The 13,970-nt window shown below is 64.5% G+C and carries 8 protein-coding genes; 3 read left to right on the top strand and 5 right to left on the bottom strand.

What is annotated here, in order from left to right:
• The first annotated feature begins 276 nt into the window (after nucleotides 1-276).
• Both purB and JQ603_RS24205 read left to right on the top strand, forming a co-directional pair.
• Entirely contained in the window at nucleotides 277-1,584 is a 1,308-nt protein-coding gene (gene purB, locus JQ603_RS24210) for an adenylosuccinate lyase (protein WP_212343162.1), read from the top strand.
• Nucleotides 1,585-1,711: 127 nt separating this feature from the next.
• Entirely contained in the window at nucleotides 1,712-2,881 is a 1,170-nt protein-coding gene (locus tag JQ603_RS24205) for a M20 aminoacylase family protein (protein ID WP_212343160.1), read from the top strand.
• Nucleotides 2,882-2,994: 113 nt separating this feature from the next.
• Here the strand turns inward: JQ603_RS24205 and JQ603_RS24200 are convergent, their stop codons facing one another.
• The 3 genes from JQ603_RS24200 to JQ603_RS24190 all read right to left on the bottom strand — a co-directional run bounded on the left by JQ603_RS24200 (nucleotide 2,995) and on the right by JQ603_RS24190 (nucleotide 8,792).
• Complete coding sequence (locus tag JQ603_RS24200) at nucleotides 2,995-4,806, bottom strand: caspase family protein (protein WP_212343305.1); 1,812 nt, start codon at nucleotides 4,804-4,806, stop codon at nucleotides 2,995-2,997.
• Nucleotides 4,807-4,870: 64 nt separating this feature from the next.
• Nucleotides 4,871-6,679, bottom strand: coding sequence for a caspase family protein (locus JQ603_RS24195; RefSeq protein ID WP_212343158.1), 1,809 nt, complete (start codon nucleotides 6,677-6,679; stop codon nucleotides 4,871-4,873).
• A 259-nt stretch (nucleotides 6,680-6,938) separates the two neighbouring features.
• Nucleotides 6,939-8,792 (bottom strand): ATP-binding protein, encoded by a 1,854-nt coding sequence (locus JQ603_RS24190; RefSeq protein WP_212343157.1) that lies wholly within the window; start codon nucleotides 8,790-8,792, stop codon nucleotides 6,939-6,941.
• 205 nt (nucleotides 8,793-8,997) lie between these two features.
• Between JQ603_RS24190 and JQ603_RS24185 the strand changes: the two genes are divergently transcribed.
• Nucleotides 8,998-10,365, top strand: coding sequence for an ABC transporter substrate-binding protein (locus JQ603_RS24185; RefSeq protein WP_212343156.1), 1,368 nt, complete (start codon nucleotides 8,998-9,000; stop codon nucleotides 10,363-10,365).
• Nucleotides 10,366-10,433: 68 nt separating this feature from the next.
• Here the strand turns inward: JQ603_RS24185 and JQ603_RS24180 are convergent, their stop codons facing one another.
• On the bottom strand, nucleotides 10,434-11,759 hold the full coding sequence (locus tag JQ603_RS24180; RefSeq protein ID WP_212343155.1) for an LVIVD repeat-containing protein: 1,326 nt from the start codon (nucleotides 11,757-11,759) through the stop codon (nucleotides 10,434-10,436).
• A 173-nt stretch (nucleotides 11,760-11,932) separates the two neighbouring features.
• A complete protein-coding gene (locus tag JQ603_RS24175; RefSeq protein WP_212343154.1) occupies nucleotides 11,933-13,840 on the bottom strand; it encodes an acyl-CoA synthetase in 1,908 nt (635 codons plus the stop codon).
• Between the last annotated feature and the right edge of the window lie 130 nt (nucleotides 13,841-13,970).

Below are 13,970 nucleotides of genomic sequence, written 5' to 3'. Positions count from 1 at the left end.
ACGGGACGCCCAATCGGAGCGTCCGAGAACGGATATACACGTCTCGCTGACAGATTTCAATATCTGTTAGTCAATGATCCGTGATTGACAGTTAATATTTGCGGCCCGGCGCCGCCAGCCCCTGCTGGCCGGTCCGGTGGATAGCTCGGCGATCCCCCTCTCCCGGGGCCCAGAGCGTTTGTTTCGCCCTGCCCGCTCTGTTAAATCACGGCGTAAAAAGCATTTTGGCCGGCGCCGCCCCTTGTGGTCGCCCGCCCACCTTCCTGGAGCCGTCAGATGATCCCCCGCTATACCCGTCCCGAAATGGCCTCGATCTGGGAGCCCCAGACCCGGTTCAAGATCTGGTTCGAGATCGAGGCGCATGCGGCGGACGCCCTGGCCGAGCTCGGGACCATCCCCAAGGAGGCCGCCAAAACAGTCTGGGCCAAGGCCAAGGACGCCACCTTCGACGTCGCCCGCATCGACGAGATCGAGCGCGAGACCAAGCACGACGTCATCGCCTTTCTCACCCACCTCGCCGAGATCGTCGGCCCCGAGGCGCGCTTCGTGCACCAGGGCATGACCTCCTCCGACGTGCTCGACACCTGCCTCAACGTCCAGCTCACCCGCGCCGCCGACCTGTTGCTCGCCGACCTCGACAAGGTGCTGGCTGCGCTGAAGAAGCGCGCCTTCGAGCACAAGATGACGCCGACCATCGGCCGCAGCCACGGCATCCATGCCGAGCCCGTCACCTTCGGCCTCAAGCTCGCCTACGCCTATGCGGAGTTTTCGCGCGCCAAGGAGCGCCTGATCGCGGCGCGCAAGGAAGTCGCGACCTGCGCCATCTCCGGCGCCGTCGGCACCTTCGCGCAGATCGATCCGCGCGTCGAAGAGCACGTCGCCAAGGCGATGGGCCTCGTGCCGGAGCCGATCTCGACCCAGGTGATCCCGCGCGACCGCCACGCCATGTATTTCTCGACGCTCGGCGTGATCGCCTCCTCGATCGAGCGCATCGCGGTGGAGATCCGCCACATGCAGCGCACCGAGGTGCTGGAGGCCGAAGAGTTCTTCTCCGAAGGGCAGAAGGGTTCCTCCGCGATGCCGCACAAGCGCAACCCGGTTCTGTCGGAGAACCTCACCGGCCTCTCCCGCATGGTGCGCGCTTATGTGACGCCGGCGCTGGAGAACGTCGTGCTCTGGCACGAGCGTGACATCTCGCACTCCTCGGCCGAGCGCATGATGGGCCCGGACGCGACCGTCACGCTCGACTTCGCGCTGGCGCGCCTCGCCGGCCTGATCGACAAGCTGCTGGTCTATCCCGCCAACATGCAGAAGAACCTCGACCGCCTCGGCGGCCTCGTGCATTCGCAGCGCGTGCTGCTGGCGTTGACGCAAAAGGGCGCGAGCCGCGAGGACGCCTACAAGCTGGTGCAGCGCAACGCCATGCCGGTCTGGCGCGGCGAAGGCGACTTCCTCCAGCTCCTGAAGAAGGACGCGGAGGTGAAGAAGTATCTCACCGACGCCGAGATCGAGGAGCAGTTCGACCTCGGCTACCACCTCAAGCACGTCGATACGATCTTCAGGCGCGTGTTCGGGGAGAGCTGAACTTCCCGTCATTCCGGGACACGCGAAGCGTGAACCCGGAATCTCGCGCTACAATCTCGAGATCCCGGGTTCGATGCTCCGCATCGCCCCGGAATGACGACAAAGCCCACAAAAAACGGATCCCCCCATGCCCATCGTCAACCGCATCGCCGCCCTCTCCGACGAAATGGCCGCCTGGCGCCATGACTTCCACGAGAACCCGGAGCTGCTCTACGAAGTCCAACGCACCGCCGGCATCGTCGCCGACAAGCTCAAGGAGTTCGGTTGCGACGAGGTGGTGACGGGCATCGGCCGCACCGGCGTCGTCGGCGTGATCCGCGGCCGCAAGTCGGCCTCCGGCAAGACCATTGGCCTCCGCGCCGACATGGACGCGCTGCCGATCATGGAAACCTCGGGCGTGCCCTACGCATCAAAAGTGCCTGGCAAGATGCACGCCTGCGGCCATGACGGCCACACCGCCATGCTGCTCGGCGCCGCCAAATATCTCGCCGAGACGCGCAATTTCGACGGCACCGCGATCATGATCTTCCAGCCCGCCGAGGAAGGCGGCGGCGGCGGCAAGGCCATGGTCGAGGACGGCCTGATGACGCGCTGGAACATCCAGGAGGTCTACGGCATGCACAACATGCCGGGCCTGCCCGAAGGCCATTTCGCCACCACGCCCGGCGCGATGCTGGCCTCCTCCGACAACATCCAGATCACGGTCCACGGCAAGGGCGGCCACGCCGGCGCGGGTCCGCACAAATCGGTCGACAGCGTGCTGATCGGCTCGCAGATCGTCAATGCGCTGCAATCGATCGTTGCGCGCAACGTCGATCCGCTGAAGTCCGCGGTCATCTCGATCACCCAATTCCACTCCGGCACCGCCTTCAACATCATCCCTGAAGTCGCCGAGCTCGCCGGCACCGTGCGCACGCTCGATCCCGAGGTGCGCGATCTCGTCGAGCGCCGCATCGGCGAGGTCGCCGAGAGCGTCGCCCGCGCCTATGGCGGCTCGGCCGAGACGAAGTACACGCGGATGTATCCGGTGACGATGAACCATGCGCGCGAGGCCGGTCTTGCCGCCGACGTCGCCCGCGACATCGTCGGCACCGAGCGCGTCAACGACAAGTTCATCCCGATGATGGGCGCCGAGGACTTCTCCTTCATGTTGGAAGCGCGTCCCGGCGCGATGGTGCTGGTGGGCATGGGCGACGGCAACGAGTGCCACCACCCGGCCTATGTCTTCAACGACAACATCCTCGGCCACGGCGCCTCGTTCTGGGTGCGCATGATCGAGACGCGGATGCCGGCGTAGCTGACGCAGCATTCGCAAATCTGGAGCCCGGGTGAGCGAAGCGACACCCGGGACAACTCTCGACAAATTGCAGTGCGGCCCCGGATGTCGCTGCGCTCATCCGGGCTACGATGCTAATTGCATATCTCGGTGGTGGCCGTGACCCCGTTATTGAGCTTCGTCGTTCCGAGACGGCACCCCTTTGCGACGGGCCGGCATCCCGCGCCGCCACAGACCATCTGTCCTGACGCTTGCGACTTCGGCGCTGCGGATTCGGCCTCTCTGCGATCCTGGTCTCTTTTTCGGGGCTCGCTACGAGCGGCAGGAGACGGCTTCCTCTCTGGAATCTTTTCGCATTCGTTGTCTTCGCTGACCTGATACCCGGCGCGGCACGTGATCTTCGTGCATTGATCGCCGTCGGCCCTAAAGCCGAAATTGCACACGAGCGGGCAGACCCGTCCGGGCTTCGCTTTCAGCCCGTTGAGTGCGTCGTAGCTCGCGAACTTCACATCGAACTGGGTACCGGCATATTTGTTGAAGAGCGCCAGCGAGCGCTGCGCCGCCGACGTCCACTCGCCCTCCGCAGCCGACGTGAGGCAGCCGACGCGGCGCAATTCGCTCTGAACGGATTTTGTCAAATCAGTTGCGGACAACGTCGATGTGGGCGCAGGCGAGAGTGCGGCGACTTTCTGGTTTTCGACTTCGGGCAACTGCCGGTCGGCCGCCGGCTTTGCAGCCTGCTCGGCCCTCTCCGCCGCCTGCTTTGCGGCAAGCTCGGCCTTGGCCTTCTCCGCCGCCTGCTTCTCGGCCAGCGCCTTCGCAGCCGCCGCTTCTGCCACCTTGCGCTCGCGTTCGGCCGCTTCAGCCTTCGCCTGCTCGATCTGCTTCTGTTTCTCCGCCGCGATGCGCGCCTCTTCGGCCGCCTTTGCGGCAGCGGCCGCCTTCTCCTGCTCGGCCTTCTGGGCGCGCTCGGCAATCAGCCTCGCCTTTTCCTGCTCGGCCGCCTTGGCTTTTTGTTCGGCCGCCGAGCGCGTCTCTTCGGCAGCGATCTTGTTCAGCTGCCCCTTGGCGAGGTTGGCATAGAAGCCGTCGGGATACTGCGCCAGAAACGCTTCCCAGCCGTCGCGCGTCGCAAGCTGGAGCGCGAGCTCGTAGTCTCGCCTGAGTTCCGACTGCGGATTTGCCTGCGGACCCGTCGCGGCCGGCCTGGCAGGAACCAGCGGGACGTCATCGCCACCCAGCGAACCATAGACGAAGGGTTCCTGCTTGTTCGCGGTGCTCCTCAGCACATCGTCGCGGACGAACCCGAAGGCCTTGCGCAGGTCGAGCCCGGGTTTCGGCAGATGGTCGCTCAACGCCACTGCGAACGGGCTGTTGCGGGAATCGCCATCGGACGCGGTCGAGCCCGCCTTGGCCGCGAACGCGATCATGGTGTTCGGGCTGGTCGGCTCGACCTTCGCAAGGCCGCGACCGATCGCGCGCGAAGCCACGGTGCGCTTCATCGTCTTGGCAAAGGGATTGTCACGACACGCATCGAGGATAACGAGGCGCAGCTGCTTGGCGGGCTCGATGCTCACCAGCACGCGATCGATCGGCAACGCCTCGTCGTAGACGTCGGCGTCGGTCTCCAGAGCGGCGTCTGTCGGGATGAGATAGTTGGTGCCATCAACTTCCATGCCGTGGCCAGCGTAGTAGATGACCGCGACATCGGCATCCCGCGTCCTGGTGCCGAATTCGCGCAGTGCCTTGCGCATTTCGGGGGCGCTCAGGTCCTGTCGGACATCGACCGTGTCAAAACCGGCCTTCTTCAACATGCCGCCGATCAAGCCGGCATCGTTCGCCGGATTGCCAAGCTTCGGCACGCTCTTGTAGGCGGAATTGCCGATCACGAGCGCGACACGCTTCTCGGCCTGCGCCGGCGCGCAAGTCACGAGAGCTGCAAACATCAATGCGTAGAAATATCGAGCTATGGTCACGCCATTCATCCGCGGCTTTGATCGACGACACGATTCAGTTGCAGACCTCGTAATTGCCGCTTCCTATGGCGGCGTTATACCTTCCGGGCGTAGCCCCGGACACGAGCCTGCAGCCTTTCTGCACTGGGCGGCATCCCGCCGAGTTACAAAAGATCTGCCCGCTCGCTTCCGGCTTGGACGGCGCAGCTTCGGTCGCTTTCCGGTCTGCGTCCCGCTTTCTCGAATCCTCGCGCGTGGCGACCGGCTTCTTCTCCTGGATCTTCTCGCACTCGTTGTCGTCACCGACGCGGTAGCCGGCACGGCAGGTGATCTTCACGCATTGATCGCCGTCGGCCTTGAAGCCGAAATTGCAGACCAGCGGGCAGACCCGTCCCGGCTTCGCCTTGACCGCATCGAGCGCGTCGACGCTGGCAAGCTTCACGTCGAACTGGGTGCCGGCATATTTGTTGAAGAGCGTCAGCGAACGCTGCGCGGCCGACGTCCACTCGCCTTCTGCAGCCGACGTGAGGCAGCCGACGCGGCGCAACTCGCTCTGCACGGATTTCGCGAGGTCAGCCGCGGACAATGGTGATGTCGGTCCGGGCGAGAGCGCCGCGACCTTTTGCTCGACTTCGGGCAACTGCCGGTCGGCCGCCGGCTTTGCAGCCTGCTCGGCCCTTTCCGCCGCCTGCTTTGCGGCGAGCTCGGCCTTGGCCTTCTCCGCCGCCTGCTTCTCGGCCAGCGCCTTTGCAGCCGCCGCTTCTGCCGCCTTGCGCTCGCGTTCGGCGGCCTCAGCCTTCGCCTGCTCGATCTCCTTCTTCTTCTCCGCCGCGATCCGCGCCTCTTCGGCGGCCTTGGCTGCCGCGGCGGCCTTCTCCTGCTCGGCCTTCTGGGCGCGCTCGGCAATGAGCCTTGCCTTTTCCTGCTCGGCCGCCCGAGCCTTCTGTTCGGCCGTAGCACGCGTCTCTTCGGCACCGATCTTGTTCAGCTGGCCCTTGGCGAGATTGGCATAGAAGCCGTCGGGATATTGCGCCAGAAACGCTTCCCAGCCGTCGCGCGTCGCAAGCTGGAGCGCGAGCTCATAATCCCTGCGAATGGCCTCCTGCGGATTTGCCTGGGGACCGGTTGCCGCTGGTTTCACGACGAGGGGCACATCGTCGCCGCCGAGCGAGCCGTAGACATAGGGCTCCTGCTTGTAGCCGGTCGCCTTGAGCACGTCGTCGCGCACGAAGCCGAAGGCCTTGCGCAGATCGAGGCCGGGCTTCGGCAGGTGCTCGACCAGCGCGGCGGCGAACGGACTGTTTCTGGCATCGCCGTCCGATGCGGTCGATCCCGCCTTGGCTGCGAACGCAATCATGGTGTTGGGGCTGGTCGGTTCGACCTTGGCAAGGCCGCGTCCGATCGCGCGCGAAGCCAGCGTGCGCTTCATCGTCTTCGCGAACGGGTTGTCGCGGCAGGCGTCCAGGATGATCAGGCGCAGCTGCTTGGCCGGCTCGACCGCGAACAGCGCACGCTCGACCGGAATGGTCTCGTCGAGCACGTCGCCGTCCGTCTCCAGCGAGGCGTCGATCGGAATGAGATAGTTGTTGCCGTCGAGCTCGATGCCGTGACCGGCGTAATAGATCACCGCCATCTCCGCATCGCGCGTCCTGCCGGCAAACTCACGCAACATGCGCCGCATCTCGCTGGCGCTGAGATCCAGCCTGACATCGACGGAATCAAAGCCGGCTTTCTTGAACATGCCGCCGACCAGCGTGGCATCGTTCACGGGATTGCCGAGCTTGGGCGCGCTCTTGTAGGCGGAATTGCCGATGACAAGCGCCACCCGCCGGTCGGCATGCGCCGGACCGCAGGTAAGACTCATCGCAAATATCACCAAAGCAAATAGCCGAAGCGGAATCACTTGCGTCCCCCCGGATGCAATTCCATGAGACTATTCGGAGCATGGCAGAATGCCAATTCCTCCCTATGTGATCATGATCACACAAACTGTCCGGACAACTTATTGATCGTGCGGCGAAGCGCCGCTGTCCAGTCCGGCCAGGCCGAGCCCTGATGCCGCCGCACCTCCTGCGGTTGCACGACGGCCCGGATGACGAAAGGCGCGTGCTGCGCAGCCCCCGTCAGCGGGCCACAGAGCGCAGGCCCGTTGGCTCGTCCGCCTCCAACAGGCGCGATGTGGCCTCGTCTGAGGCGAGAGGCAGGGTGAACTGAAAGACGGCGCCCCGAGGCTCGTTTGCGCCGGCCCACATCCGTCCGCCATGCGCCTCGATGATCGAGTGGCAGATGGCGAGGCCCATCCCCATGCCTGTCGGCTTGGTGGTGTAGAAGGCCTCGAACAGGCAGTCGACATTCTTCGGGTCCAGTCCCGGACCGGAATCCCGCAAGGTGACGTGCACACCGTTCGAGACGTCCCGATCGGTGCTGATCAGCAGCTCGCGTTCGTGCTCGCCAACCGCGGCCATCGCCTCGATCGCGTTGACGATCAGGTTGAGCAGCACTTGCTGAAGTTGAACCCGATCTGCCGGAATGGTCGGCAGGCCGTCGGCAAGTTGCGTTCGTACCGAGACGCCGTTCTTGAACGCTTCGCTGCGGGTCAGCGCGATGACATCGAGCACCGCCTGGTTGATCTCCATATCCTCCTTTTGCGGCGCCGCCTTCCTTATCAGCGCCCGGATCCGGCCGATGATGTCGCCGGCTCGCATGCCGTCGCTGGTGATCCAGTCGAATGTCTGTCGAACCCGCTCCAGATTTGGCGGTTGAGCCTCCAGCCAATTCAACCCGGCCTCGGCGTTCGCCACGATCGCGGCGATCGGCTGGTTGACCTCGTGGGCGATCGAAGCCGTGAGCTGCCCCATCGTGGTGACGCGATTTGCGTGCGCGAGCTCCATGAGGGCTTCGCGGTAGAGCCGCTCATGCTCGCGAGCTTCGGCCTCTGCCCGCTTGAGAGGCGTCAGATCGAGGACAAAGCCGACCCCTTGATCTCCACCTGATGCAAACATCGTCCCGCCAATCAGCACGGAGACACGGCTTCCATCCTTCCGCACATATTCCTTCTCGAACGGCTGGGCCGTCCCGATCCGCTTCAACTCCGCCACGGTCTTCACGTCGCGGTCGCGCCATTCCGGCGGCGTGAGGTCGTATCGATGCAGGCGCCCTGAGGCGAGATCGTCCCGGTCGTATCCGACGATGCGCAGGAACGCGTCATTGGCCTCGAGAATGCGCCCCTCGACTTCCCAGATGATGATACCGATGATGTTGGCGTCGAACAGGCGCCGGATCTTGATATCTCGCGCCGCAAGATCGCTCTGCAGTTGAATGTTCTCCTCGGTCGCCTGTCTCCGCCGTTTCGCTTCGAGCCGCGCGAGCGCCAGCGCCGCTCCCGCCAGCGCGACGATGAGGACAACGGCGCCGGCAATCAGCCAGGTCCAGCGCTGCTCGAATGCTTCGGCATGGGTCTCCCGGTCGGCGAGCCGAAAGCGCTCGTGATCCACCATCTGATCGATTTGCGAGCGGATCTCATCCATGCTGCGGATCATCGCCAGCGCCGCCTGCCCGGACGTGCCGGCGGACTTCACCATCTCGTCGATCTCGCGCAGCTTTGCCGAAACGGTCAGCGCCAGATGTTGCGCGCGCAGACTCTGCAACGGATCGTCCGCGACCAGCACCAGCAGCGCCTGCGCCTCGCGCCGCACACCTTCGTCGGAGACGCCGTAGGCTTTGAGATAGGTGGGGTCGAGGGTCATTAGATACCCGCGCCGCTCGGTCTCCAACTCGGCGGTGATCGCACGCAACCGATCGAGCGTTTCGAGCACCTGGCGGCTATGCCCAAGCAGGTCATGGGCCGCCTGCCGCTCCTGCCGATATTGCAGGCCGAGAAACCCGGTCGCAGCGAAAAGCGTCAGAAGCGCCACGACCGCCACGACCAGCGGACGAGCCAGCCATCGCAAAGACGGGACCAGAGCAGGGACTGACATCGGCCTTGGATCTTCGATGCTCGTGTGACAGCGCGTCTTCTGGTGTCGACGCCAGAGCATGATAGAATAATAGCATGGTTAGGGCGAGAACCCGACATTCTCGCCCGGAAGGTTAGACCGGTTTGGCCGTCAGTCGTCGCGCGAGGGCCGCACATCACCGGTATGGCTCGTGTTGCGAATGATTGCCGTCGCAGGGAGAGCCAACATGACGCATGCACAGAGCGGTCGAAGTCCGACCAGCCGTCGCAGCTTCGTCAGCGGACTGGGGGCGGCGGGCGCAGTCTTGCCGGCGCTGGCCGCGCTGCCACGCTGGAGCTTCGCCGAGGATCGCGCTGCGACATACGCCAGCGCGAACATCGATTGGAAGCAGTTTGCGGGACAGACGATCTCTCTTTCGGGCGCGATCCATCCCTGGTCGAATGCGATCACGCCGCTGCTGCCGGAGTTCACCCGGCTCACCGGCATCAACGTCACCATCGATTTCCAGCTCGAAACCACATATCTCGGCGCCTTGCCGATCAGGCTCGCCCGCGGCAGCACGACGCCCGACGTCTTCATGTTCACGACCTATGGTCAGGGCATCTCGGGAGGATGGCTCGAGCCGCTGAACGGCTATTATTCCAACAGGTCGCTGACCGATCTCGGCTGGTATGACGAGAGCGACCTGCTCAAGACGGCTCGGGCCTTCCCGCTGTGGTCCGACGGCGAACGGTACGCCATACCGATCACCTCCGAAGCGATGACCATGTTCATCAACGGGGACGCGCTGGCAGCCAAGAACCTACCGGTTCCGCAGACGTTCGAAGAGCTGCTCGTGACCGCCAAGGCGCTCAAGTCCGGCGAGATGTCGGGGATCGCGATGCGGGCCCAGGCCGGCGGCAATTCCTCCCCGCCGGCGATGGGCTTCGTGTTCTCTTACGGCGGCGCCATGGTCAAGGACAACAAGGCCGTTTTCGCAAGCCCCGAAGCCATCGCGGCCGTCGAGATGTACGGACGCCTGCTCAGCCAGGCCGGGCCTGGCGGCGTCGGCAGCTATGAATGGTACCACGTGCTGGACGACTTCCTGCAGGGACGCACTGCAGTCGCGATCGACAGCAGCAATTTCGCGACCGACATCTCCAATCCGGCCAGGAGTCGCGTCGCGAAGCAGGCCGAGTTTGCGGTCTTTCCGCATGTCCCTGGTCGCGCCCCCGTGCCCTTCATGTCGCACTGGCAGGCCTGCATCAATTCAAAATCACGAAACAAGCGGGCAGCTTTCCTGTTCCTGCTCTGGGCGACAAGCAAGCCGACATCGCTGCAGACTGCCGCAGCAGGGCTGGCGACGACACGCGTGTCGGCGTGGTCCAGCGAGGGCTTCAAGAAGGCATTCGGCTCGCAAGCCGCCGAGGCCGCGCTGACCAATTTGCAAAATGCCGATGTCGACCGCGCCAAGGCTATACTCTTCCATCCGCAATCGAGGCCGATCCTGGATGCGTTCATGATCGGCGTCAATGAAGTGGTCAACGGCCAGAAACCGGCAAAGGATGCCATGACTGGTGCAGCCGCGCAGGCCAATGCGGCGATCCGCGGGTAGCGGCGAAGCGTCACCCAATCGGAAGAGGTGGTCGGCGGACAAGTCGCCAACTCAGCCTTGTGCGTCGCTCACCCCTGATATTGCAGCACGTGCATGCCGGCGTTCCAGTCGGAGACGAACATCAGCCCGTCGGGCCGGACATAGGCGTCGCAGGTCTTGGCTGCGAGCCCGATATTCGGACGGGGATCGACCAGCTTTTTCGGCACCGGCGGCACCCAGTAGGCGATCTCCTTCGGTGCGAAGGCATCCCTGACGTCGAACACTCTCACGCCGGCATTGTTGTAGGTCGCGAAGATCGTCTCCTCGCTCTGGAACGAGCCCGGCCGGTTCTCGTGCAGATTATGCGGGCCGAAGGTGCCGTTCGTGCAGAAATCACGCTCGCGCGGGGTCGGCAGCGTTGCGATCGGCACCGGGTTCTCAGGCGCACGCACGTCGAGCACGAAGGTGTGGAACAAGCCCTTGGCGCATTTCTCCGCGTTGGCTTCGTCCGCGACGATCGCGAGCTGTCGCTTCGGCAATGGCAGCGGCGTATGCGTGCCGCCGGCGAAGGGCGGCGACCAGTTGATGTGGGACAGCAGCTTTGGATTTGCGGGATCGCTGATGTCGTGGATGGTGAAGCCGCCATCGCGCCAGGCCGCATAGCCGCGATCGCCCGCCGTGATCATGTGATGGAGCGCAAAGCGCTTGCCCTTGGGCGTCGCCGGCTCGCCGGCCGCGCGGTTCATGCCCGGCAGCCACCACTTTGAGACGATCTCCGGCTTGGTGATGGTCTTGAGATCGACCACGCACAGGATGTGGTCGGTGAAGCCGTCGAAATGCGCCGACACGTAGGCGTAGCGGCCGCCCGGCCACCACAGCCGATTGATGCCGAATCCGGGCATTTCGAGGAACGCGATCTCGCGCATCTCGCCCGGTTTCGAGATGTCGTGGATCGACAGGCCGGAGCGGAATTTCTTGGTCTTGGTGATGCTGTCGACCAGCGTGTTCTCGAAATAGCCGCGCATGTTGTCGTAGGACTGCATCGCGACGATGTTGGCGCCGTTCGCCACCAGCAGCAGGTCCTCCGCCGCCTGCAAATGGTGGGTGCGGGTGTTCTGCCCCGCGGTGAAGAAATTGACCGGCTTCAGTGCGCGCGGATCGGAGGCGTCCAGGATCGTCACGCCATCGCTGAACATGTGTCCGACATAGACGTGCTGCCGGTTGAACATCACCTGCACGCTGTCGGGGCGGCCGCCGATGTCGCTGTAGGAGATGTGCTGGATGCCCTTGCCGATGCCCTCCGGCGGAATGTCCGCCTCCGAAGCCGAGGCCGACCTCGACCACGCCGACAGCGCGGCGGCTCCGAACACACCCGACAATTGTTGAAGGTGGCGGCGGCGAGAGACTTGAGGCATCGATTTCCCCCCATTTTTTTGGAGGGATGATGCTCGCTTGCAGCGAGGCATGCAAGCCTCTCGCGCTCTCACCTAAAGCATGATCCGGAAAAGTGCGCAGCGGTTTTCCGAAAAGATCATGCTCAGACAACAACCTAAAGCGCGATGACGATTCATCCAAATCTCGTCGCGCTTTAGACCTGCACCACCTCGTGCCGCATCACGAACGGCGCCAGCAGCGTATGCACCTCGCCGGCGACAACCTCACGCTGATCCGGCGGCAGGCCGGTGAGCGTCACGGTGGCGATCGAGCCGTGGCTGCCATGCGCACCGACCTTCACCCTGCAGTCGATGCCACGCTCGGCGAGCGGTGCCAGCACCTTGGTGAACACGCGCTGCGCGGCGTCCCAGCGCAGCTGCGGCTTGAACACCTTGCCGACACCCGTCACCGGCATTGGATCGATCGGGATGACCTGCACCGGTACGGCGGCGCGCTCCGGCGTGCGCTCGCGCACCCACGTCTCCAATTCGCCCGGCTCAACGCTGGCGCCCGGCTTCAGTTGCACGTAGCCCACGGGCAGCTCACCCGCGTAAGCGTCGGGCTGGCCGACCACCGCGGCGAAGCCGACCGCGGGATGGCGGAACATGATCTCCTCGATCGGCGCCGGATCGATGTTGTGGCCGCCGCGGATCACGAGATCCTTGGCACGGCCGGTGATCCAGAGATAGCCGTCGGCGTCGAGGCGGCCGAGATCGCCGGAATTGACCCAGACCTCGTCGACGAAGGCGCCCCTGTTGTGCTCGTCGTTGAGATAGCCGCCGAACACGCCGGGCCCGGCCATGATGACGACGCCGATCTCATCCGGCTTGCAGTCGCGGATCAGGCGGCCGTCGGCGTCGAGTTGCACGATGCGCACGCGCGCGTAAGGCATGGGAAGGCCGACCGAACCGAGCCGGATCGGCCGCCCCGGATAGGCCAGCGTGTGCACGCTCGAGGTCTCGGTCATGCCGTAGACCTCGACCACCGGCAGCTTCAGCTTGTCCTGGATCGCAGAGCCCACGGCGACGGGAATCGCCGAACCGCCGCCGGCGGCATATTTCAGGCTGGAGATGTCGGCATTGCCGGGCGGCACGGCAAGCGTCGCAGCCAACACCGTCGGCACGCTCGACAACGCCTCGGGTTTGAAGCGCTCGACCAGTCCCCAGATGTTCTTCACCGAGTTCGGATTGCGCCAGCCGCTCGGCGACAGCACGACCAGCGAGCCGCCGCACGACAGGGTCAGCAGCACTTGCGTCAGCGATCCCCCGACATGAAACAGCGGCATGCCGAACAGCAAATTGGAGCCCGGCTTCGACTTCAGCAGCAGGCTGAGCGCCCAGGCCTGATAGACCTGGTTGGCATGGGTGTGCCGCACCAGCTTTGGCGTGCCGGTGGTGCCGCCGGTGTGGAAATAGGCGGCGATATCGGCACCCGAAATCTTGCGCCCGCTGATAAGCCGGTCCGCCGGCTGCTGCTTGATCAGGTCGTTGAACGCAAAGACGCCCTTATCCGGATCGCCGCCGCCGAACACCTGCACAACCGCCTTGAGGTGCTTCAACTGCGGGCGGATCTGCTCGACCTTCTGCCAGATATCGGTGCCGGGCATCGGCCCGAGCGCCACCAGGATCTTCGTATTCGCAGCTTCCAGGATCTCCGCGATCTGGTGCGGCTCCAGCAGCGGATTGACAGGATTGGCGATACCGGCGGCTTCCGCAGCGAACAGCGTCACGAAGGCATCGGGCACCAGCGGCAGCATGAAACTGATGACGTCGCCCTTCTCCGCGCCGAGCGCGTGAAACATGTTGGCGGCCTGCGTCACGCGCGCAATGAAGTCGCGATAAGTGACCACGACCGGCGTGTCGGACGGATCGGCATTTTGCAGGAACTGGATCGCCGCGCCGTCGGGGTTGCGTGCAGCCCCGAGCTTGATGGCGTCATAAGTGCTCTCGGCCGCGACGCGGTCCGCGTAAGGGACCCGCTCGAAGGCACGGACCTCATCGTCGGTCAAAAGGTCCGGATAGTCATTGCCGATCAGCCGATCGAGCGCATGGATGCCCGCCATGGAATTTCGTCCTCCCTCAGATGTCCCCGCCCCCTGTCTTTTGACATTTTGGTTTGGCGGGACCCGGCCGATGGCCGGCCGAGCGGGAACACAATGAGGGATGATTTGGCGTTCGTCCATTGCCTGGCGG

The sequence above is a fragment of the Bradyrhizobium liaoningense genome, from assembly GCF_018130825.1.
In the GTDB taxonomy this organism is placed as follows: Bacteria; Pseudomonadota; Alphaproteobacteria; order Rhizobiales; family Xanthobacteraceae; genus Bradyrhizobium; species Bradyrhizobium liaoningense_B.
The sequence above is the reverse complement of the archived record's forward strand: the minus strand, read 5'-3'. Positions and strand labels throughout refer to the sequence as shown.